The organism is Njordella aestuarii, assembly GCF_056494165.1.
Genome location: NZ_CM151397.1, coordinates 2,463,181 through 2,486,613, shown reverse-complemented (window position 1 = coordinate 2,486,613; position 23,433 = coordinate 2,463,181). Strand labels below are relative to the sequence as shown.

General features: G+C 52.2%; 15 protein-coding genes. 9 read left to right on the top strand and 6 right to left on the bottom strand.

Annotated features, from left to right (window positions below; genetic code table 11):
• Positions 1–167 precede the first annotated feature (167 nt).
• Together SH451x_RS09685 and tilS are read right to left on the bottom strand one after the other, a co-directional pair.
• Positions 168–1,154: a diacylglycerol/lipid kinase family protein gene (locus SH451x_RS09685; RefSeq protein WP_479362254.1), complete on the bottom strand. Its 987-nt coding sequence runs from the start codon at positions 1,152–1,154 to the stop codon at positions 168–170.
• Positions 1,155–1,198: 44 nt separating this feature from the next.
• The gene (gene tilS / locus SH451x_RS09680; RefSeq protein WP_479362253.1) at positions 1,199–2,206 is read right to left on the bottom strand and encodes a tRNA lysidine(34) synthetase TilS; all 1,008 of its coding nucleotides are present in this window, start codon (positions 2,204–2,206) and stop codon (positions 1,199–1,201) included.
• A 134-nt stretch (positions 2,207–2,340) separates the two neighbouring features.
• On the opposite strand from tilS, the gene rarD reads away from it, so the two are divergent.
• Positions 2,341–3,231 (top strand): EamA family transporter RarD, encoded by an 891-nt coding sequence (gene rarD / locus SH451x_RS09675; protein WP_479362252.1) that lies wholly within the window; start codon positions 2,341–2,343, stop codon positions 3,229–3,231.
• 100 nt (positions 3,232–3,331) lie between these two features.
• Complete coding sequence (locus SH451x_RS09670) at positions 3,332–4,597, top strand: PHP domain-containing protein (protein ID WP_479362251.1); 1,266 nt, start codon at positions 3,332–3,334, stop codon at positions 4,595–4,597.
• 16 nt (positions 4,598–4,613) lie between these two features.
• Here the strand turns inward: SH451x_RS09670 and SH451x_RS09665 are convergent, their stop codons facing one another.
• A complete protein-coding gene (locus SH451x_RS09665; RefSeq protein ID WP_479362250.1) occupies positions 4,614–5,981 on the bottom strand; it encodes an RsmB/NOP family class I SAM-dependent RNA methyltransferase in 1,368 nt (455 codons plus the stop codon).
• Positions 5,978–6,985, bottom strand: coding sequence for an esterase/lipase family protein (locus tag SH451x_RS09660; RefSeq protein ID WP_479362249.1), 1,008 nt, complete (start codon positions 6,983–6,985; stop codon positions 5,978–5,980). Before SH451x_RS09660 ends, SH451x_RS09665 begins: the two co-directional genes overlap by 4 nt.
• Positions 6,986–7,656: 671 nt before the next feature.
• Between SH451x_RS09660 and SH451x_RS09655 the strand changes: the two genes are divergently transcribed.
• The 3 genes from SH451x_RS09655 to SH451x_RS09645 all read left to right on the top strand — a co-directional run bounded on the left by SH451x_RS09655 (position 7,657) and on the right by SH451x_RS09645 (position 13,632).
• Entirely contained in the window at positions 7,657–8,703 is a 1,047-nt protein-coding gene (locus SH451x_RS09655) for a M28 family peptidase (protein ID WP_479362248.1), read from the top strand.
• A gap of 93 nt (positions 8,704–8,796) precedes the next feature.
• Positions 8,797–10,299, top strand: coding sequence for a rhamnulokinase (locus SH451x_RS09650; RefSeq protein ID WP_479362247.1), 1,503 nt, complete (start codon positions 8,797–8,799; stop codon positions 10,297–10,299).
• A 90-nt stretch (positions 10,300–10,389) separates the two neighbouring features.
• Positions 10,390–13,632, top strand: coding sequence for an error-prone DNA polymerase (locus tag SH451x_RS09645; RefSeq protein WP_479362246.1), 3,243 nt, complete (start codon positions 10,390–10,392; stop codon positions 13,630–13,632).
• Positions 13,633–13,937: 305 nt separating this feature from the next.
• Here the strand turns inward: SH451x_RS09645 and tkt are convergent, their stop codons facing one another.
• Positions 13,938–15,986 carry a transketolase gene (tkt, locus tag SH451x_RS09640; protein ID WP_479362245.1) on the bottom strand — a complete coding sequence of 683 codons (2,049 nt, stop codon included), beginning with the start codon at positions 15,984–15,986 and terminating at the stop codon, positions 13,938–13,940.
• A gap of 312 nt (positions 15,987–16,298) precedes the next feature.
• On the opposite strand from tkt, the gene SH451x_RS09635 reads away from it, so the two are divergent.
• The 4 genes from SH451x_RS09635 (at position 16,299) to SH451x_RS09620 (ending at position 21,492) form a co-directional block, all read left to right on the top strand.
• The gene (locus SH451x_RS09635) at positions 16,299–16,742 is read left to right on the top strand and encodes a GntR family transcriptional regulator (RefSeq protein ID WP_479362244.1); all 444 of its coding nucleotides are present in this window, start codon (positions 16,299–16,301) and stop codon (positions 16,740–16,742) included.
• 85 nt (positions 16,743–16,827) lie between these two features.
• Positions 16,828–17,772, top strand: coding sequence for an ABC transporter ATP-binding protein (locus tag SH451x_RS09630; RefSeq protein WP_479362243.1), 945 nt, complete (start codon positions 16,828–16,830; stop codon positions 17,770–17,772).
• An 82-nt stretch (positions 17,773–17,854) separates the two neighbouring features.
• On the top strand, positions 17,855–20,251 hold the full coding sequence (locus tag SH451x_RS09625; protein WP_479362242.1) for a hypothetical protein: 2,397 nt from the start codon (positions 17,855–17,857) through the stop codon (positions 20,249–20,251).
• Positions 20,248–21,492, top strand: a complete 1,245-nt coding sequence (locus SH451x_RS09620) for a hypothetical protein (protein WP_479362241.1) — start codon at positions 20,248–20,250, stop codon at positions 21,490–21,492. Before SH451x_RS09625 ends, SH451x_RS09620 begins: the two co-directional genes overlap by 4 nt.
• 169 nt (positions 21,493–21,661) lie before the next feature.
• On the opposite strand, the gene SH451x_RS09615 is transcribed toward SH451x_RS09620, so the two are convergent.
• Positions 21,662–23,320, bottom strand: a complete 1,659-nt coding sequence (locus SH451x_RS09615; protein WP_479362240.1) for a sigma-70 family RNA polymerase sigma factor — start codon at positions 23,318–23,320, stop codon at positions 21,662–21,664.
• Between the last annotated feature and the right edge of the window lie 113 nt (positions 23,321–23,433).

Sequence of the window (23,433 nt, the reverse complement as noted above, 5' to 3'; positions counted from 1 at the left end):
TAACGAAAAGTCCAAAATTGAAGTCGAAAGTAGATATCTTTGCTTCAAAATCGAGCAAATTTGCTTTCAAAAACGAACTCGCAGTTCCGTTCGCTCCGCAGTTTCAATTTCGGCCGTAAGTATAGCAAATTGAAGAGGTTTCGATAAGCGGACATCGCACATTCCCCTCATGAAACCGGCATCACAAGATTTAGCCGTTTTGGCAAGATTTCAATCGTCAGTGGAAGCTGGCCTCCATAATCGCCATCGATCTGGTACGACACCGCCGTGTCCGCCTCAATGACCACGGACTTCGCTGCTACTGTTCGAAAGGCGGCTAGCGTTCGATGCCTGTTAACCGCCAAATACATCAAATAACGCAACGACGGAATGACGCCGCCGCTACGGAAACTGCAGATATCCAAAAGCCCATCGTCGCTTAATGCCCACGGCGCAATCGGCAGGCCTGCTGCATATCGAGGCACATTGGCAATGAACGCCCATCTAGCATCCCAAGTTACTCGCGCATCATCCCCAACTGGCGGAACGACCAACGGACCAACTCGCGCCTGATCCAAGCCCAACTTTGTTTCCGACTTAATCGTCGTCGTTTGCGGCTCGGCCTCCATTACTCCGCTCGCCGTGATTTTCAACTTTGGAAATTTATAGCTCATTACCGTCCGCCATATCGGCACGGCATACGACCAGTGCCGAATGTGCCCTTCACGACGAGAATCCAACTCATGGACCACGCTTGCATCAAAGCCAACGCCAACCATCACGAGAAACAGCCGACCATTGGCACTACCGCAATCAATCTGTCTGGTCTGCAACTTTCGAATGGACTCTGCAACACAAACGGGATCGCACCGGCATTCCAAATATTTTGACAGCAAGTTCTCGGTGCCCAGCGGCAAAATCGCGATGGGAACTTCCGCATCACTTCTGGACGCGACAGCCGACACGGTCCCGTCTCCACCCGCCGCGACCACAGCACGCAGTTTGCCTTGAGCTCGCCCCACTGTGATTCGTTCCGCTAGCTCGGCTAAATCTGTACACACGACTGGCTGCAGCTGTCGCTCGCGGAGCTCATTACACAAGGATGCCAACAAGTCGTCGCGCGATCGAGCGCCGCTCTTCGGATTCGCTGCAATGATTACCTGATCCGCCGACATCAAAGAAACCTTCTATCCACACACAAAAAGAACTTGAAAGGAGTTTATCTCGCGAGTGAGCCCAACGACACGCGGTCATCTTCGAACCAGACCTGAATATTCCCAGGGAAAACTAAATTCATTTGCTCCCCCGCAGGCAACTTCGGCAGCTTGATTATATCGCACAATCGAGCCCAGTGTTCAGCCGTCATGTCCCGTTGCGACCATCCTTGCCGCTCCCACACAGTTCGCAATACTTCAGCCGCGATGAACGAATCCAGGCCGAGAAAATGCGAAATAGAGATCGATGCCTTCGACGTCTTTAGGTCTACTGATTCCTCCACAAAAGTGTCCACCAACGACTGTATAAATTTTATAGCCGATGACAGCTGCATCGCTGATTGTGCAATATTTTGTTTGGCGGCGGGATGGACGTTTTCAAGCAAACTCGGCACGACCAACTGCCGAATGCGATTTCTGGTGTAATCGTTAGTTTGGTTCGAAGCGTCATTGCGATAGGCTTGCTGGCACTTTTCAAGATAGCCAACCACTTCGTCACGCCACACGGTCAACATGGGTCGTGCGAGAACCAGCTCACCGTCACCTGGCCGAAACGCTTGAATCCCCGCCAGCCCCCGCAACCCCGCTCCGCGGCACCAACGGTGAAGCACCGTTTCCACTTGATCGTCCGCCGTATGCCCGGTCACGACATACCGAGCCCCAATCTTCATCGCCGTTGATGTCAAGAAATCATACCGGTCCTTTCGCAGTGAAGCTTCATCCCGAACCTCCCGCCCCGCATGCTCGCAGTGATACCCAACGCCCAACGTTCCTGCGAGCTGCTCGACAAAGTCTTGATCGCCATCGGAAGCATCACCCCGCAGTCCGTGGTTGAAATGGCCCAAGTTCAGAGTCACTTTTGGTGGAGCCAATCGCGTAAGCGCAACCGCCAACGCAGTTGAATCAGCTCCACCGCTACATGCAACCAGCACTGTTACTCCGGCCCATCGCTCTGTTGGCCACGTGCTTAGAATTTTCGACTCAACTGTCTCCAACACTCGAACCCAATTCACTTTCCGGTAATTTTTCAGCAGCGCTAGTATCGGACCAAAGTCCCGCTGGCCAGAGTCCAAAATTGATACTGCCTGAACCTTCGCTGCTCGGATATAGTCTCTAGAACTCTCCGCCGCCCTTTATACAGTTTAAAATGCAATCTGGATATTACTATGTGATCGCCGCCCATGCGATGTGGGGCTTTTTCCCGCTTTACTGGCGATTGCTAGACGACATCCCGCCCGCAGTGCTCGCCTGCCATCGCATCGTTTGGTCGTTCCTGCTAATGCTGGTTGTAATCCCCGCAATTGGTAAATCACGCCAAGTCATCACGGCGACTCTCGATCGCAAGATTATCACGACCTACGCAATCGCAGCGATCCTCATCGCTCTCAACTGGTTCTCTTTTCTCTATGCGGTCAGCAGCAACCGCGTCCTGGAAGCCTCATTGGGCTATTACATCAGCCCCTTGTTTAACGTATTGTTAGGCGTTGTGGTCTTAAACGAACGGTTGAGTCGCCCTCAGTTGATGGCGATCGTCGTGGCCACTATCGGCGTAATCATAATGGCCAGCAGCAATCACGGTTTCCCTTGGGTCAGCCTGCTTATGGCTTCGTCATTTGCCTTCTATGGTTTGACCAAAAAGCGAGCGCCATTAAATCCGATTGTCGGCATGTGCCTGGAAACCGGCGTTCTGTTTATCCCAGCCCTTCTATGGATCGGGATTGGCGCGAATGGGTTGCAACAGAATTTTGGTCAAGGCACTCTTAAAGTCTGGTTGCTTTTGATGGGCGGCGGAGTCGTTACGACGTTGCCCCTGATCCTTTTCGCCACCGCAGCCCAACGGGTTTCGTTAAGCACCATCGGAATTCTGCAGTACATCGGCCCTACACTGCAGTTCTTAATTGCTGCGTTTGTTTTTAAAGAATCGCTGGAATTGCCACGCCTGATCGGCTTTGCGTTCGTATGGACCGCCGTTCTACTGTACATCTACTACATGGCCTACGCCGCACCGCGCCAAGCTCGCCGAATTCCGGCCGCTTAGCCCCTATGTTGCCAACGCATCTAGCTGCAATAGGCTCCAATTCTGTTAAGCTTAGTAACGTCAGACACGGACTAAGCAACACGCAACTTGGAGAATATTTATGGCACCACGACTTGCAACCATCGTGGGTTTGGCTGTCGCTTCTGTAGTGGGACTATCCTTGAGCATCGCACAAGAAGTTGAGCAAGAGGCGACCGCGACAAAGCTGCGATGGTGGAAGGGGAATCTGCATACACATTCGCTATGGAGCGACGGCGATGACTTTCCCGAAATGATCTGCGATTGGTACAAGTCACACGATTACAATTTTCTCGCCATATCGGATCACAATACCCTCAATCAAGGTATGCGTTGGATCTCCATGGAAGAAGTTGCGAAACGTAGCGAAATGCGTGCGTTCGCAAAGTACCTCGATCGGTTCGGAAAATCTTGGGTGGAGACGCGAGAGGAAGCGGATTCGGTGCTGGTTCGGCTTAAGCCTCTTGAAGAATATCGATACCTATTGGAACAACATGACCGGTTCATCTTGATACCGTCGGAGGAGATAAGCGCCCAGGCTGGCAAGCTGCCAATCCACATGAATGCAACCAATTTGCGCGAAGCGGTTCAGCCTTTAAATGGCGACTCTGTTCGCGAGGTCATCGAGCATAACCTGCGGGCCGTTACGGACCAAGCAGCTCAGGATGGCCGAACCGTGATGGTGCACTTAAATCATCCAAACTTTCACTATGCCGTGACCGCCGAAGAACTCGCGTCGGTCGTAAGCGAGCAGTTTTTTGAAGTCTTCAACGGACATCCAGGCGTCAACCATCTTGGCGACGACCAGCATCCAAGCGTCGAACGCATCTGGGATCTGGCAAATGCCATGCGGCTCACGCAGCTCAACGCCGCTCCGTTGTTGGGTATTGCGACCGATGATACGCACGAGTATCACGGTGAACAAGGTGCTCGACCTGGTCGCGGATGGGTCATGGTTCAAAGTGAATTTCTTACACCCGAACATCTTATTCGACAGATGCGGAACGCACGATTCTATGCATCAAGTGGCGTCGTCTTAACAAGCGTCGAATTCGTCGACTCGCAGAAAACATTGAAGCTATCGATCGATGGCGAAAAGTCAGCCAAATACAGGACCAATTTTATTGCCACCTTAAAGCCAGCGAAGTCTGCGGAATTGCCTCTGCCGCAAGAAATTGGAATCGTCGTCGGAAGCGCCGACGGCCTTGCCCCTGAGTACACTTTCCAAGGACACGAACTGTACGTTCGAGCGCTGGTCACGAGTTCTGACTCGGTCGATGACCCGACCTGGGAAGGCCAGAAAAAGCAAGCTTGGACGCAACCTGTCGGCTGGTCCTTGCCGCAATAGTTAAAACCACCACCGCTTACTGGATATCAAGCCGGGCGATTGGTGGCAACATGCTGTTAAGCCGATTTCCGACAGGCTTCATCCATCCCAGACCTCGACCGTTCCAACGCATGAGGCAAACGACTGGCTCCAATTGCCAATCATTCGACCTTGCGATCGCTTGGCCAGTAACGATCGCTTTGGCAACATGGCCAGGCACTTCCAACGCTTGTTGTGGTTGAAAATACTCCGATGACAAGTGGGCGAGTTCTTGCGTCGGTAGCAGTTGGTCACCCTTGCGATTAGCCAGCAGGGGGAACGCTTCTTCGCCGATTCGGCCACTGCGCAATAGATCCAAAGCGGGTGAGTCAGAAGAAATTGCGCGTAGATGGGCTTCATCACCCAGCATATGTATGCCTGTAAATTGGCCGAGCGCGGCGGGGTCCATCGCGGCAGATTGGTGCGTCTGGCCGGAACGATGACGCGTCCTTTGCAACTTGGTCGATTGCGATGATTTACTTCGACGATTACTTGTTTCGTTTGGAATGCTAGCGGTTTTTAAAACGCGAGCCGCGAACGCCCCAGCACAGGGATGTCGATGAGGCCACAAGCGATAGCACGCTTCTCCCAAGGGCGACTGCCAAGCAGCGAGCGAATCGAGCGGCATGGGACGAAACGCACCAGGAAACTGTTCGCACATCCAATCAACTTGTGATTCATTCTCTTCGTCAGCATATGTACACGTCGAATAGACGAGTCGCCCGCCCACGCGCAACATGCTCATGGCTGAACGCAGAATACGACGCTGGCGTTGCGCCGAATGCTCGATCTGTTTCGCAGAAAAAGCATCGTCGTTCCGTTTCCCCTTGATCGTCAACGTCTGGCCGCTGCACGGTGCATCGACGATGATCAAGTCGAAATATTCATCGAAGGGCTCTTGAAGCTGCTCGGGATCTTGATTTGCAACAACGTAACGCGGATTCCCTGTCCGTCCCAATTGATGACGAAGGATGGAAACGCGTGACGCAATCGGCTCGTTCGCAACCAAAATTCCGCGATCATCAAGCTTTTCTAGCAGTGCCGACGCCTTACCGCCTGGAGCGGCGCAAAGATCGCACACATTGTCCGTGGGCTGCACCTGAGCGAGCGCTACGGCGAGCAATGAGCCAGCGTCCTGAATATAGTAGTCCGCGGTTGCATAGTTCAAGAACTGCGAGGGACGGATGTTGGAATCAGTTACGATTCTTGCAAGAGGATACCAAGGCGCAACGCTGTGTTCGAATGGCAAGTCTGCTATGTTCTCCAACTCGGAGTGCAGGCGAACACTGCGGGGAGGATGGCGAAGCAAAGAATTTTCGAAATCGATGGTTTCCGAGTCAGGTAACGCTGCGGAGAAAGAATTCATTGATGAGCTGACGATGGAAAACGATGATGGTCAATAAAGTGTAGCACGGCTTGTTGAACGTTCCGATCGTCCATCAGACTGGAATGGAGCACAGGGACCTCGAGGGAATCGGTAGCCGCATCAAGTTGCGTTTCGGCGACACTGACAATGAAATCGCTGCCCTCGTTGACCAGCGGATTGCGAAGACGCGTTTCGTCAATGCGGCCGGCGATAATCCCAAATGGACAGTGTGGCGTTGCAAGTGTCGCTTCGATCGATTCCCAGTCGCGCCCAAGTTGCATCGCTCCCTCACCCGCTACGACACCGAAAACTCCGGTCTTGCCGAGCGACCTCGCAATTGCGGCCCCTTGATTCGGCGGGCCGAGCATTACAAAGCTGCGGATGCGAGCGAGCGTCGCTTGATCGTCAGCCTGCTGCCAGTCGTAGATCGCTCGACGGATGACAATGTTTCCCATGCTATGCGCGACAAAATTAATTTCGCAGTCACCTCCTGGTAGCGATGCGATCACGTCTCGCAAGGCTGCAGCATGCATGGCAAGGTCATTGCGAGTGCTTGCGTACTCGAAGCGAATCGGTCTTAGCGTGGTCTCATTTGCAAAGGTCTTTGAAAGATCGCTCATACAACCACTCGTCCGGAAGAGCCCGTGGACTAACAACACGACGCGCTTCGATTGCACAGTTTCTTGCCGAACAAGTCGATCAAGAGCTGACTGGCAAGCATTGCGACTTCCCCACGCTTGGCGATAATTCTCAGGGTCGATCAATCGCCAGTGCCCGGTAACTTCGTTTTGTTGAATTCGCCAATCGTTCCGCCAAACATGATCGGTCCAGAATTGCTTGCCGCCAAACGTCGGAAACGGAACGTTGGGAAGAGATTTGCTAGAATCGAATGTAGTGGCAGACTTGCCGATATCGTTCAACTGAGCGAATAGGCGGCATGGTGACACGGCCGCAAAGCATATCTGGAATGCTGCGATTATTGCGAAGAGGTTGCGGTTTGGCATGGTATCCGGCTTGGTATTGAGAGGTTTAAGCTCATCCATGCATGCAGCATAGCTGATTCGCTGGATTGTAAACAATGCAAATACCGGCTTTCTAGTACGCCACCGGCTTCTGGGCGAAGCCAGCTACGATGCGTTTGGTCTGCGCGTTTGCCACATCTTCCCGTAGCTGCGTTCGCCTAGAACGCGGTCGCATCTGAGTGCGATTCCTGTAATAAGTGATATGAACTTGTCCTGAAAACGGGTGCCACTGCTGGCTCGTCCAGCAGTGCTCGTCGCGTAACAGCAAAACTTCCCAGTACGTCACCGGCTTCTAGGCGAACCCAGCTACGATGCGCTTGGTCTGCGCGTTTGCCACATCTTCCCGTAGCTGCGTTCGCCTAGAACGCGGTCGCATCTGAGTGCGATTCCTGAGATAAGTAACAAGTCCATTTCCTGAAAACGGGTGCCACTGCTGGCTCGTCCAGCAGTGCTCGTCGCGTAACAGCAAAACTTCCCAGTACGTCACCGGCTTCTGGCGAAGTCAGCTACGGATAGGCAGCTCAAACAGGAATCTCGGCCAAGTGTCATCGATAAACCGAGCCGTATCTTTTATGATGACGTAGACGAGTATCTTCGGAAAAAGCTCGTTGCGTTTCCTCGCTTGCCGTTCGACTGCCTTATCTTTGAAAAACATGGACGAAAATACTACTGAAGCGGGCGAGCCGATGTCTCAGCCTTACACGTTCCCGACTCGCAAACGTCGCGGTTGGCTCGCTCTGGCTGGCATTGCAACGGGGCTGCTGGTAGCCGCAGGTTTCCTGGTGCTTCGCATGTCGAGCAACGGGGCGGCCGCAGAATGGAAACCGCAGCAACCGTTGGATGCGAAACGGGCGATCGGAACGATCGAAAAATTATGTAGCTTGGGCCCACGTGTTAGTGGTACTCGCGGCATGGAAGCTCAACAAGACTGGTTGCGTCAAGAGTTCTCAAAGCTTGGCGGCAAGATTGAATTTCAAGAGTTTGCCAGACGACACCCGTTAGACGGCACTACGGTAAACATGAAAAACATGATCGTTCGTTTTGGCCCTGAGACAGGCGAACGCTTATTGATTTGCGCCCATTATGACACACGGCCCTTCCCTGACAATGATCGCATCAATCCGCGGGGCCGCTTCTTGGGTGCAAATGATGGTGCTAGCGGCCCATCTTTGATGATCGAACTGGCGAGTTCGTTCGCCGTTTCTCCGCCAAAGATCGGAGTCGATTTGGTGTTGTTTGATGCTGAAGAGTTAGTTTATGGCCCGCAAGACGAATATTTTATCGGCTCGTCCTATTTCGCTCGCGACTATCGTGCGAATACCGAAAAGGGCATCAAGTATCGCAAGGGCGTTCTCGCCGACATGATTGCCGACAAGCAACTCGAACTTTACTACGAAGTAAACTCGTTTCGATTTGCACGCGAGTTGACGGAACAGATCTGGCGCATCGCGGCCGAAGAAAAAATCCCCAACCTTATCGCGAAGCTTGGCCATGAAGTTCGAGACGACCACCTTCCGTTAAATGAAATCGCGAACATTCCAACGTGCGACATTATCGATTTCGACTATCCCGCTCGAGGCCGACGCGGCATCAACTATTGGCATACAACCGAGGACCTGCCAAACAAATGTAGTGGTGTGTCCGTTTGTAAGGTCGCCACAGTACTGTTAGCCTGGATTCGCGAAGAACAAGGCAACTGACCAACGCTGTCAAATCGTGCTAAGCTTCCTGCCCCCTTGCCCAGCGTCGATCAAACCATCTTTCCCACCTGATAAAGCTATTATAGAGTCTGAATGAGCACTTCCAACGAACCAGTTCACCTTGCCATTGACTTGGGAGCATCCAGCGGACGCGTTTTAGGAATCGCATGCAGTGGGGAAGAACTGGACATTCAAGTCTTGCACCGGTTCGACAATCGTCCGCTGCCGATCGGCAACAGTCTTTACTGGAATCATTTGTTGTTATGGGAAGAAATCCAGCAAGGCATGCGGGCCGCCGCGTCCCGTTTCAAGGAACTGATCAAGAGCGTCGGGGTCGATACCTGGGGCGTCGACTATGTGATGCTCGACCGGAAACAGATGCCTATTGGACCGGGTTATTGCTATCGCGACAATCGTAACTCGGGCATGATGGATCAAGCTTTTCAAAGACTTTCAAAGGCGGAGATCTTTGAGGAAACGGGCATCCAATTCATGCAAATCAATACGTTGTATCAACTGCTAGCCCAGAGGATTGAGCAGCCGCAACTGTTGGATTGTACGAAGTCATTTTTGATGGTGCCAGATTTTCTTCACTGGCTACTGAGCGGGCAGATTGTTAACGAAGCAACGAACGCTTCGACGACTCAGATTCTGCAGCCTGTTACGCAGCAATGGTCGACGAAGATCTGCGAAGCCATGCAGTTCGATTCGAATTGGTTCTGCCAGACAACTCAGCCTGGTACAAACCTTGGCACCCTTTCAGGAATCGTACGCGAACAGACGGACCTGCCAGACATCGATGTGATTTGTCCAGCGACGCACGATACGGCCTCGGCGGTGATTGCGATTCCCGTGGACCGGTTTAAAGAGTCTGCTCCTAATTGGGGATATATCAGCAGTGGAACATGGTCACTCATGGGCGTTGAAATCGATCGTCCGAATCTTAGCGACCGTTGCCTCGAATTGAATTTTACCAATGAAGCTGGCCCGGACGGATCGGTTCGCTTGCTCAAGAATATCGCTGGGTTATGGCCACTCCAGCAAGTTCGCGAGGACTTACTGCGAAAGGGGCACAATACGACTTGGCAAGCGATGATGGAGCAGGCGACGGATGCGGCTAGCTTGTCGCGATTCATCAATCTTGACGATCCGCGACTGATCAACCCAGGGAATATGACGAATGCGATCCTGGCAATCTTGACGGAAACGAGTCAGACTGCGCCGGATAGCGAGGGGGAACTTACGCGATTGATTCTCGAATCTTTAGCCATGCGCTATCGCGTTTGCCTTGGCTGGCTGGAACAATTGCTAGGCTACGAGCTCGAGACGCTTTACATCATCGGGGGCGGCGTACAAAACACGTTGCTGTGCCAAATGACGGCGGATGCCACCCGACGTAAAGTCATTACCGCTCATGCCGAATCGACCGCGGTAGGCAATGCAATCATGCAAGCGATCGGAACGGGCCAATATAGTTCGATCGTAGAAGCTAGAACTTGGTTGCGAAACGCCATCCCGCTATGCGAATACGAACCGAAGAACGCAGACCGCTGGGATGAAGCTTGGGGCTCGTTTGCAAAGTGCATCACCAAATAACAACATTCGACGCGCCGACCTGTGTGCAAAACGGGCCAGCAACGCTGTGCGCTCTAGGCAGCAGCAGATCGTGACGACTAAAATTTGGTTATGCAATATGTCGAACTCTACTGCAAAAGCAACTTCTCGTTTCTCGAGGGGGCGGCACATGCAGACGAATTAGTTGAACGAGCAGCGGAGCTTGGCTATGCAGGGCTCGCCGTTACAGACCGCAACTCGCTGGCTGGAATTGTTCGAGCTCATACGGCTGCGAAAGATGCCGGTCTACGATTTATCGTAGGTAGCGAAGTTCGTCCCGTCGACGGACCGCCGCTTGTCGTCTGGCCCGAAGATCGAGCCGCTTATGGGAGACTCTGCCGGCTCCTAACTCTGGGAAGGTCACGCGCCAAGAAAGGTGAGTGCTTGATCTACTGGAGTGACGTTGCATCGTACGCGCAAGGCATGCAAGCGGCTATGGTTCTCGAACAACCTCGCCGCGCTACGGCAACCCAAGCGACCGACCTTGCCCAAGGCCAATGGTACGGCGACGAACACTTCGAACTCAAACGTACATTGCCACCAGCACAGTTCTATCCACGCGACGATTCAATATGGCTGCAGTGGCTCAACGAATTTCAAAACATCTTCAACACAAACGGTTCAGTTGCCGCTTCCATGCATCAAGGCGCTGACGACCGCGAATACCTCGCACGCATTGCATGGCTATGTCAGCAGTCGAAACTGCCGATGCTCGCCGTCGGGAACGCTCAGTATCATATCGCCGAGCGGATGATTCTGCATGATGTTCTGTGCGCAATTCGACATCGCTGCACCGTCGCCGATGTTGCTACAAAGCGACCTTCTAATTCAACCTACCATCTTCGTCGGCTCGAAACGATCGCACGAATCTATCAGGACCATCCGGCGGCCATCAATCGAACGGTTGAAGTTGCCGATCGGTGCCGCTTCTCACTGGAAGACCTTCGATACGAATACCCGACTGAATGGGCTCCTGATGGTCAAAAACCAATTGATTACCTACGGAAGTTGACTTGGTCTGGTGCAAAGCAGCGGTACCCGCAAGGAGTGCCCGACCGCGTCATCGAAATGTTGCGGCATGAATTCGAATTGATTGAGGAACTACATTACGAAGCTTATTTCCTCACCGTCTGGGATTTGGTTCGATTTGCCAGGTCCAAAAACATTTTGTGCCAAGGCCGAGGTTCTGCCGCCAACAGCATTACATGCTACTGTCTCGGAGTGACAAGCGTTGACCCCAACGAGCTTGACTTGTTGTTCGAACGATTCATCAGTCGCGAACGCAACGAAGCTCCCGATATTGACATTGATTTCGAACACCAACGTCGCGAAGAAGTCTTGCAGTATATATACGAAAAGTATGGCCGGGACCGAGCTGGCATGACCGCAGCCATCGTCACTTACCGGACTCGATCTGCCGCTCGCGAGTGTGGCAAAGCGCTCGGCATATCGCTGGATCGGATCGACGCTCTTTCAAAAATCATCGATGGTCGTTCTTCGGAAGATTCGCTTGGCGATCGAATGAGGCAAGTCGGCATCGATCCCAACTCTGAAGTTGGAAAGCGATATATCTATACGATCGAAAATCTTATCGGCTTCCCGCGTCATCTGTCGCAGCATGTTGGCGGGATGGTGATGACTCAAGGTCCGTTGTGCGAGCTCTGCCCGATTGAGAACGCTTCAATGGATGGGAGGACGGTCATTCAGTGGGACAAGGACGATCTTGATACGCTCGGTATCCTCAAAGTCGACTGCCTTGCGTTGGGGATGTTGTCCGCAATTCATCGAAGCTTTGACCTGCTGCACGTTCATTACAAAAAGAATCTGTCGATGGCGACGATTCCGCAAGCTGATACCGAAGTCTACGACATGATCTGCAAAGCAGACACTGTCGGCGTCTTTCAGATCGAAAGCCGAGCTCAGATGAGCATGTTGCCCAGATTGAAGCCACGATGCTATTACGATTTGGTAGTGGAAGTCGCGATTGTGCGTCCTGGTCCAATTCAAGGTCAAATGGTGCATCCGTATCTGCTTGCACGCGAGTCGGGAATTCAGCCTGAATACCCAACGGAAGCCATACGACAGACTCTGGCCAAGACGCTAGGTGTGCCGATCTTCCAAGAACAGGCGATGAAACTGGCGGTCGTTGCGGCGGGATTTACACCCGGCGAAGCAGATCAACTGCGAAGAGCGATGGCGGCTTGGCGACGTCCGGGCATTATCGACCGCTTTCATCGCAAACTTATCGATGGTATGCTCGCCAACGGTCTTTCGCAAGAGTTCGCCGAACATGTGTTTACGCAGATTCGCGGCTTTGGCGAGTACGGATTCCCAGAATCGCATGCCGCTAGCTTCGCACTGCTCGTTTATGTGTCGTGTTGGATCAAGCATCATTATCCCGACATCTTTCTCGCAGCTCTCCTCAACAGTCAACCACTTGGCTTTTACGCTCCGGCGCAACTTGTCCAAGACGCTCAGCGGCACGGCGTCACAGTTCATCCCGTCGATGTTAACCATAGCGACTGGGAATGTTCACTGGAATCGATTCGTCATGGGTTTGCGCGTAAGCCAGGCGGACGACGAATGGCCGAGCAGTTTGCGGTCCGCATGGGAATGCGCATGGTACGTGGACTTGGCCAACAAGAAGCAATGCGGATCGTGCAAGAGCGAAATGCGCGAGGTCCTTACAGCGATCTAAACAACTTGGTTCAACGTTCGCAGTGCAATCAAGGCACCGTGACGCAACTGGCTGACGCTGGTGCACTCGACAACATTGTTGGCCACCGCCGCGCAGCGTACTGGCAATCTCTTGCACAGGAGCAACACGGAAGTACGCCGCCATTGTTGGCCGAGGTGGATAGTGAGGAGAATGTGCCGCCGGAGCTTCAGAAGATGCGACGAATCGAAGAAGTATACGCCGATTACAATTCCACGGGCGTGTCACTGAAGGGCCATCCGATCCAGTTTATTCGAGCGGAACTTGGCAAGTTACGGGTGACGGTCGCGGCCGAGCTGCCGCAGCTGCATCACGGCAAGTTTGTGCGAGTCGCAGGTCTGATACTGCTGCGGCAACGACCGGGTACAGCCAAGGGTATCACGTTCGTAACGATCGAAGACGAGACCGGAACCGTTAATCTGGTCTTCCATACGGAGACTTGGAAGAATCATTACAACGTGGCAAGAACGTCCAATGCGTGGATCGTTCATGGCGTCCTTGAGAATCGAAATGGAGTGATTCACGTAGTCGTCGGCCGCATTGAGGACATCACCGACAAGATCACCGGCCTGCTTACGCGCTCACGCGATTTCCAATAAATCTGGTTACTAGGCTCTGCCTGGTAACCCACTGCACTGCAGGCTCTGCCTGCGCATTTGATTAGTCAACCGCTGCGAGAGAAGAGAGGCGGAGCCTCTGGGGCAGCGCGTTCCCAGGCGGAGCCTGGGAACGAGAATGTGGCTGGGCTGGGAGCGAGAGAGTTACTGGTTACTAGGCTCTGCCTAGTAACCCACTGCGCTGCAGGCTCCGCCTGCGCTTTTGCTCAGTCAACCGTTGCGAGAGAAGAGAGGCGGAGCCTCAGAGGCAGCGCGTTCCCAGGCGGAGCCTGGGAACGAGAAGAAGCTTACTTCATTGCTGCTTTTGCTTGCGCAACGATCTCTTGCGGTGTAATCTTAAAGTGATCGTACAGTTTGTTGAAAGGTCCGGATGCTCCGAAGCCGGTCATACCAACAAACTTGCCATCGACGCCAATAAAGGTATCCCAGCCTTGGCGGATACCAGCTTCGCAAGCGACGCGGGCCGTGACGCTCGGTGGCAACACCTTGTCACGATAAGACTTGTCCTGATCGGCAAACAGTTCAAAGCATGGAATCGAAACGACCCGAACTTTTACACCCGAGTCCGATAGCAACTTGTGCGCATCGACGCAAATCGGCAACTCGCTACCAGTTCCCATCAGAATTACGTCCGGCGTACCGTCGCAGTCAATCAATACATAGCCGCCTTTTTCAGCACCCGACGCAGCGCCCATGTTCGTGCGATCGAAGGTCGGCAGGTTCTGACGCGACAAAACCATGACCGCTGGATGATCCGACATCTGCATGGCAGCACGATATGAGTAGAGCACTTCGTTCGCATCGCCGGGACGATAAACGTAGACTCCAGGAATCGCACGGCACGCAGCCAAGTGCTCGACAGGTTGATGCGTTGGACCGTCTTCACCCAAGCCGATGGAATCGTGCGTCATCACATAGATAACGCCTTGATGCATAATACTGCTCAACCGGATCGCTGGTCGGCAGTAGTCGGTAAAGACAAAGAAGGTCGCACCGTAGGCTCGCAGTCCGCACAACGACATACCGTTGAGTGCCGAGGCCATGCCATGTTCTCGAATACCGAAATGCATGTTGCGACCGGCATAGTTGCCTGGTCCAAAACTCGCCTCGGTGTTGATAGTCGTCATCGTCGAAGGAGCCAAGTCGGCAGAACCACCCATCAACGCTGGCACGTGAGCAGCCAGCATGTTCAGCACTTTGCCAGAGGATACTCGAGTGGCCAGCCCCTTTGGATCGGCAGGAAATTCGGCAAGCCCTGCGTCCCAGTCTTTTGGCAGTTTAGCGTCGATGATCGTCTCGACATCGGCAGCTTCTTCGGCAAACTTCTTCTTGTAGTCCGCCCAAACTTGGTCCCAAGCCTTCGACGCTTCCGCGCCACGCTTGCCCATCGTCGAGGCGAAATGCTCAGGCACTTCCTTTGGTACGAGGAACTTTTCATTCTCAGGCCAGCCATAAGCAGCTTTGGTTAACTTGATTTCGTCTTCACCAAGCGGAGCACCGTGAGCGCCGTGCGTATTCGCTTTGTTGGGTGAGCCGAACCCGATGATGCTCTTGAGCACGATCAACGTTGGCTTGTCATCGGTGGCCAAAAAGTTCTCGAATGCCGCTCGCATCGCTTCTAAATCGTTAGCGTCGGAGACAGAAACGACGTTCCAACCCAGGCCTTCAAATCGCAGTGGTACCTTCTCAGTAAATGCCAGTTCTGTGTGGCCTTCGATGGTGATACCGTTATCGTCATAAATCCAGCAGAGGTTGCTCAGCTTTAGATGCCCAGCGATCGATGCCGCTTCGCATGCGACGCCTTCCATCAAATCGCCGTCGCTGCATAGAGCGTAGACGTTATAATCAAACAGCGTGGAACTTGGCTTGTTATATTTGGCTGCCAAATGCTTGCTGGCGATCGCCATTCCGACAGAATTACCAACGCCCTGCCCTAATGGCCCAGTCGTTGTTTCGATTCCAGTCGCGTATTTGTATTCAGGGTGACCAGCACAGGGGCTGTCGATCTGGCGGAACTTCTTGAGGTTATCAAGTGTTAGGGATGGTTGACTGGTAACCTTGCCGTTCTTATCAACGGCCTTGATGCCGCTCAGGTGAATCAGCGAGTACAGCAGCATCGACGCGTGACCGCATGACAAAATGAACCGGTCACGGTTAGGCCACAACGGATTGTTTGGATCGTACCGCAGGAATTCACTCCAAATCTGGTAAGCGACCGGTGCCAGTGCCATTGGAGTTCCGGGATGACCGCTATTAGCGGCCTGAACCCCGTCCATGCTCAGGGTTCGGATCGTGTCGATGGCAAGCTGTTCAATGCTAGCAGTCTGAAGATTCATATGTTCTGCTTGTTAAAAAGTAGATGGCTGAAAAGTAGCGTTGTGACGATTTCTGCGGCAAAAATAGCCAAGCAACATTGGTTGGATTTTTGACGCAAAGGATACACGCCGAAGTCAAAATTGACAATCCGCCGCGGTCAATCGAAGGGTTTTCGCTGTAAATTGCCCGCAGATCGACGCGATTCTCGCAGTTGCAGAAAGCCGGAATCGCAACCTGGCAAAAGTTTTTATTCTACCTCTTGCCGCCGCCACGACAGCAGTGTACTATTCAACCAGCACACTAGCTCAGCTCGTTCGTTATGAGGAGACGCAATGTTCTTTTCGATTGAGCCCAATAACGGCGTGGCGATCTATGAACAGATCATCCGCCAAGTCAAATTTGCGATCGCCGAAGGCACTCTGCGGCCGGGTCAGCTTCTGCCCAGCGTCCGCGTGCTTAGCCAACAGTTGGCGATCAATCCGAACACCATCGCCCGCGCATTTCAGCAACTGCAAGCGGATGGAGCGGTTGAAACGCTTCGCGGTCGCGGACTCGCTGTCCGGTCCGATTCGCAGGACGACTGCATTGCGGCGCGGCGGTCCATGATCGCCGAGCGGCTTAAATCAGCACTCTCGGAAGCTCTGCACGCAGGCCTGAGTGAAAACGAGATCCGCGACATCGTCTCTTCTCAATTCCAGCTTCTGGCCGGAAACGTTCTGACGGTTTCTTCTAATCATTCAGTTCCGCTTGAAGAACCGCCGAAGCCGAATTCTTAGCTTAGCCGTCCCCATTAATTTAGAACCACAGCGTTACGCTTGAGTCAACCGAACACAAAAAACTCATCGACATAAGGCCGCCTCTATGACAAACGTGATCGAAGCAAAAGGGATTGAGGTTCATTTCCGAGGATGTGACGCTCTTCGAGGCGTTGATCTTGCGATTCCGCAAGGCACTGTCTTTGCGTTATTGGGTGAGAATGGAGCTGGCAAGACGACGCTGATACGCGTTCTGACTGGCTTTTTAAAACCAAGTGCAGGCAGTTGTTCGGTGCTGGGAATGGACCCGGCGCAAGACGCGCTTGAGATACGTCGACGTGTGGGCTATGTTTCTGACGCACCGGCCTTATATGATTGGATGCGCGTTGGCGAAATCGGTTGGTTCGCAGCTTCGTTTTACGGCGATGGCTTCCAAGACAGGTATCGCGACGCTATCGCGCACTACGAACTGCCTGCTAATCGCAAAATCAAACACCTGAGCAAAGGGCAACGTGCAAAAGTCGCCCTTGCGTTAGCTCTGGCCCACGATCCAGAATTGCTGATCATGGACGAACCTACCAGTGGGCTCGATCCTCTGGTTCGTCGGGAGTTTATGGAGAGCATGATCGACCGTGTAGCAACGGGGCGAACGGTGCTGCTGTCCAGCCATCAGATTTCTGAAGTAGAGCGCGTGGCCGACAGCGTTGCCATTCTACACGGTGGCAAATTTCGGCTCGTCGATTCTCTCGGCAATCTCCGCGACAATGTGATGGAGATACTGATTACCGTCGAAGATCCGCTCTTTGCACTACCGCAACTGGACGGTCCGGCGGATACGATCAGCGAAACAACGGACGGGCGGCAACGCAAAATAATTGTGCGAGGTGCAACGGAAGAACAAATTGCTGCACTCGAGCAATGGCCGGGTGTAAAATCGGTTCGAGTCCGGCCGGCAACATTGGACGAGATTTTCACCGCTTGCATTCGTGGTGGATCGCCGCGACCAGCTCTGCGAATCGGCGGCCATGCGAGTTCCTCTGAAGTCGCTTAGCTCAAAAGGCTGATCACGCTCGCTAGCCGTGAGAGCCACACAGTACCATCCAAAGTTCGATTGCTCCTGTCAAGTCAAAGCCATGAACCATTTCATTATGAATCGCCAGCTTTACTGGAAAGAGTTCCGTCAAGTCTTGCCGCTGGCACTTGTGATCTTGATCGGCGGAACGGTGATGCAGCTGATTGCACTCGGGTACAAGCAAACCAGCTACTCGATAAACTGGCACATTTATATATTCGCAGGCATGCCGCTTGTCTTCGCTATCGGCGTGGGAGCACTTCTGGTTGGTCAAGAGAAAGAACAGAAAACGCTTGACTGGTTGCGTTCAATGCCGATCCCGAATCGATCGCTGTTGACCGTGAAAATTCTGATAAGCTTGGTAAGCCTGCTTGCGATTTGGCTAATCAGTCTGTTGCTACTTCTCGTCACTCAGGCAATAAAAGACACTTCTATTCTCAAAGCTTGGTTATTCGATTCTTATGGTTTGCAGTACATCTGGCCGCTGCATTCCGTCTTTCTGGTCTTGGCTGGAATTGCGTTCGCATGGCTGTCGAAGTCTTCGTTGAGAAGCGTTCTGTATGTTGCCGTCGCGTCGACTTTACCTGCGGTACTAACTCCGCTCACGCAATCGATATTTGGAATGAGTCGGCTGGGATACCAAATCGGACCGACGTCTATCGACATGTTGTTCGTCGCATATCAAGTCTTATTCATTATTGTGTTTGGTGTCCTCGCGTGGCGTTCGGGGATGGCATCGTTACGTGCTGAAGTACCAAAGGAGCGGACGTTTTTGCCATGGGCAGCGCCAGAGATGGCAACTTCTCGCCACGAAAGAGACGCAAAGAATATTCAAAATGTTCCATCGGCGTTGATATGGCAGTTTGTCAAACAGAACCAAATCCTGCTAGTCGGCATTTTGGCATCGTACGCGCTCGTTTTATTACTATTGTTCCTCGCTCAAATCTTTGGAGATACAGAACTTGGTGCTTTGATTGTCCTGTTCCCGCCGTTCATCGTCGCAGGGACGATCTTGTGTTTAGGCGCATCCGTATTCTATGGTGATCGACAACGCGAACGAATTCGATTCTTGGCAGACCGTGGGCTGTCGCCGCTGGTGGTGTGGGTAACACGTCAAGTGGTGCCGCTGAGTCTCCTAGTGCTTTTCCTGTTGGTCGCTGTAACTATCGGCCTTCTATCGAACCACGGACTTGACCTGTTTGAGTACCTACTCTCTGTCTTGCCGCTCACATTTGTTGCGTTTGCAGTGTTTGCCTTCGCGCAATGGATCGGGCAAATTTTTCGCAGCCCGATTGTTACCGCATTTGCCGTCCTGACGTTCGCTCCGATCTTTATCAGCTATGGCGCATTTCATCGCGAGTACATTGGGACATCGGATTGGTTGCTTGGCGTCTGTATGGCGATACCCTTCATCGCAACGGCGCTAACTATGCGTTCTTGGATGGATGGTGATTTTAAGTTCAGTTATTGGGCTACTCACGCGTTATGCTTTGTTCTGATCTTCATCGTTCCGCTCGTGCCTTGGCTGTGGGGAACTATGACGTACCCCAAGATTTCAGCGCCCATTCTTGCTGAAATCAAAAAGTTGGAAACGACGCCTGTTCCGTATGTATCCTTGGTCCACTACTATCGAGTAGAACCAAATACGCACACGGAAGTCACTGAGGAAGAAGACATACCGCTGCAAGAAGCAATCGACCGTTCCATTGAAACCGTAAGAAACGAAACTTATCGGTTGCAAGGCCCTCTGTGGGTGAATTGGAGTGTTGTTCAGTTTATTCAGGGAACAGCGATGCGAGCACGCGAGAAGTACGCCATGGATAATGATCAAGATGAGCTAAATAGATATCGCAACCTAATAAAAATGCAGAGCGATTTGATTTTGCGGATGAGAGGCGTAGCCGATCTTGAGCAGCATGAGAATACTGACTATGCGGAAATCTGGCTGTTGCGTGAAATTGAGCTTCACGGAGCAGGCGAACTTCTCGAACCTCAAGTGTTCGAAACGATTGCCGAGCGTCTGGCCGCACGTGAGACAAGGCGGCAAGCCAGAAATGCGGCAATTGCCCATGCTTGGCATATTTACAGCGACGACAATCCCGCAAATGACCACTTGCTCCCTCTAATTTACCGAAAGACGGAACCGTTCCTCACGTGGATGCACCAGCGAGACAATCGCGCTAGCTTTATTTTATTGATCGAAGAACTCTGGAGGCTGAACAACTCAACGGACTCGTCAGGTGTACAAACTGAAACATTGCAGAACTTAGCCCGTTTGACTGGTGTCGATCCGCGTTTCTATGGTGTCGGAGAAGATGGTGACTATTTTCGGGCCGGTAGCACGCCAGTTTTCATTAAAGACTTTGATACGCAACGAGTCTATGCGGGTGGACGGCAATGGCAAGCCGGTTGGGAAGATCGTGCAGAGAATCTACTAAGCGGAGAACCTAACAAATGAATACCGTAAACGCAAAGAGTATGCGAAGTCGGCTATCAAAACTGATTGTATTAGTCGCGATTCCATTCCTGATTGCAATCATTTTCAGCCTAACGGTCGGAGGAGTTGTTCTATCGCGAATCCAGGCCCTGAACAATTCAATTGATCGTTTAAGAGCCCAAGGCGCTGTCATTGAATCAAGTGATATAAAAGAATGGTTTGAAGCAGAGACTCATAAGGAAGGGACGGAAAGTTGGGCGGAAGTTTTCGAGCTGTGCACTGTCGAATTGCCGCTTAACCAACGACGCTTGATACCATACTTTCTTACCGAAAGTATACCCTATGGTGACTCTCCAAAGCTTTCGCCCTTAGCCGTAGAAAAAGGGAGGGAGTTTATTAGAGAAATAACGCCACTGCTAAACCGCATCCATGATGCTGGAGAATTCCCGAAGCCAGTCTGGTTGCCGACAATCGGAGTAAATGATCACCGAAGTGACAGAGACGGCGCTCTTTCATTCATTACTCGATCTTTGTCTCTCGAATTCGACATAGCGATGCTCGACGGAGATAAAGACCGGGCGATTCGTGTTCTGAGCGATCTCCGAAATTGTGCTGCATCGTTCGACTGGCCAATTTCTAATCCCGCAACAATTCGCTATTATCGAATCCGAGGCGAGATTCATGACTTGATTGCGAAGTCAGTATCCGCAGGTCAATGGTCACCAGACGAACTCCCAGCACTACACACGTACGTAGATGAACCCATTAATTTCGAAAAGCGTTGGCAACAACTGATAGCCCACGAGTTGTCAAGACATCTTGAATCCGAAATTTCGGCAAATCTCTCCGAGAAACGAAAATTAGTCGACATCTATGAAAAACTGTATATTGCACACCCCCAATCCCTTCAATCTGCAAGCAGCGTTTTCTCGCCGCAGCCAGTCTCTTATGCAGGCATCCACGATTCTGGGTATTTGCATTTCGCGCTTTCCGGAAGTAGCCTCTTCGATGCCGTCCTTGCGGAAAACAAACGGAAGGTTGCGAGGCTCGCGATCGGCGTTCGATCTTACCACCAGCAATTTGGTCACTGGCCTGAACGTTTGTCGGAACTTGAACCGCAGGGTTACAAGCCTGAAGATCTGCACCTGCTAGCGCCGATGGAATTGAAGTATGACTTAAAAGGCTCCAGCGCTCAGATTACGATCAAATCGACTGATATCTATTCCAGGTCGATAACCTCGAGCACGTATACATTCAAGTAAAGGCTGTCGCGATTCCGCTCTCCACAACCATGAATAGTAGTATCATGAAATAACAATTCCTCGCAGCTTAAGCTTAACTCAAACTGCGAGGATGGTTCGATCGATTGCCGTTCTCTATTGTGGCTGCGGTCGCGTTGAACGCCGCCACTATAAAGTGACTGAACGGATCCTATGCGGCATTGTTCAAGAAAGGTTCCAATCGCGATGATCGAGTAGGGCTCTGCAGCTTGGCTACTGCTTTAGCTTCGATCTGACGGACGCGTTCGCGAGTTACCTTGAAGATACGACCGACTTCTTCCAACGTGTACGAATATCCGTCGGTTAATCCGTATCGCAATCGAATGATTTCTCGTTCGCGGAACGTCAGCGACTTCAGAAGTGATTCGATCCGCTCTCGCAAAATACCGTTGGCGGCATTGCGAGTCGGGCTATCGCTTTCCGATCCCTCAAGGAATTCGCCGAATGCATTGTCTTCGCCATCTCCCACAGGACGATCAAGCGAAATGGGGTGACGCCCAATGTCCATCACGCGTTGCACTTCTTCAATCGGCAAGTTCGCTTCGGCAGCGATCTCCTCGGTCGATGGCTCTCGCTTTAGCGTTTGATTCAAGTTCTTTTGAATGTTACGCAACTTGCTCAACACATCGATCATATGCACAGGTATGCGAATCGTACGAGCTTGGTCCGCAATTGCCCGAGTGATAGCTTGGCGAATCCACCACGTGGCGTATGTCGAAAACTTAAAGCCGCGACGATACTCATACTTATCGACGGCGCGCATCAATCCGGTGTTGCCTTCTTGGATCAGATCCAAGAAACTCATGCCACGATTTCGATACTTCTTGGCAATCGAAACAACCAAACGCAAGTTACCGCTTGAGAGTTCACGCTTAACGCCTTCGTACTGGCGGTATGCTTTTTGGAAGCGTTCGACTCGGCGCTTCAACGCGGTCGGACCTTCTTGAACCAAGAAAACCAACTGGCGATATTCGTCTTGGAGGCGTTTGATTTCCAGACGCGATCCCTCGGTTCGTTGAAGCAACGCGATGCGTCCCTTGAGCCAGTCCATGCGATTGGATTTTTCTTCCAAGAACTTCATCATTGGAATTACGCGTCGTGAGCGAAGTGAAAGCTCTTCGACTAGAGAAATGCACTTGAGTCGACGGCGTTGGTACTCAATAATCGCCCCCTTCTTTTCCTCGGCCGTGATCGACTTGGAGGTAATCTGGCAGAACAGTCGGCGATTCTTTTCCATCAGCCGATCGAGCGTCGCCAAGTTCTTTGGCATCCGGGCGGTGACGTTTTCTTTGGTCAACTGTTCCGTCAACGACACTTTGATTGTGCGGTCGAACGGCAAGACACCTTGATGGACCTTCTTCAAGATTTCAACAGTGTTGCGAAGCGCAAAGTCGTTACCGAGAACCGCGCGACGCCATTGGCGACGAGTGATTTCGATCTTCTTGGCAAACAGGATTTCTTGATGGCGAGTCAACAAAGGAATCTCGCACATCTGCGACAAGTACAGGCGAATTGGGTCGTTCGTCAGCCGAGCTTTCTCGCCGGTAATCGTTGGTTCGGCGTGGGCTGGGACTTCAACGGAACCAAATTTGATCGCTCCGGTTTGAGCGTTCTTGCCAAAGTGTTGGCGAATGTTCGTTTCGTCGATAATCGGAATTCGCAATCGCTCGGCGGCGATTACAAGATGATCTAAACGATCAGCATTATTGGCTTCGTCGGGCAGAAAACCATCGACTTGTTGAAAGGTCAGATAGCCTTGCTCTTTGGCAAGTGAGACGAGCTGGGTCAATCCAATGAGTTGTCGTTCCACGTACAAATTCCCTTTTATACGAAGGTTTATAAAATCATCTTGGCAATGTGCGGGCGACTTCGTCAATGAAGTCTACATCGCAAGCGATCGAAAAAATTATGGTTTTGTCTGGC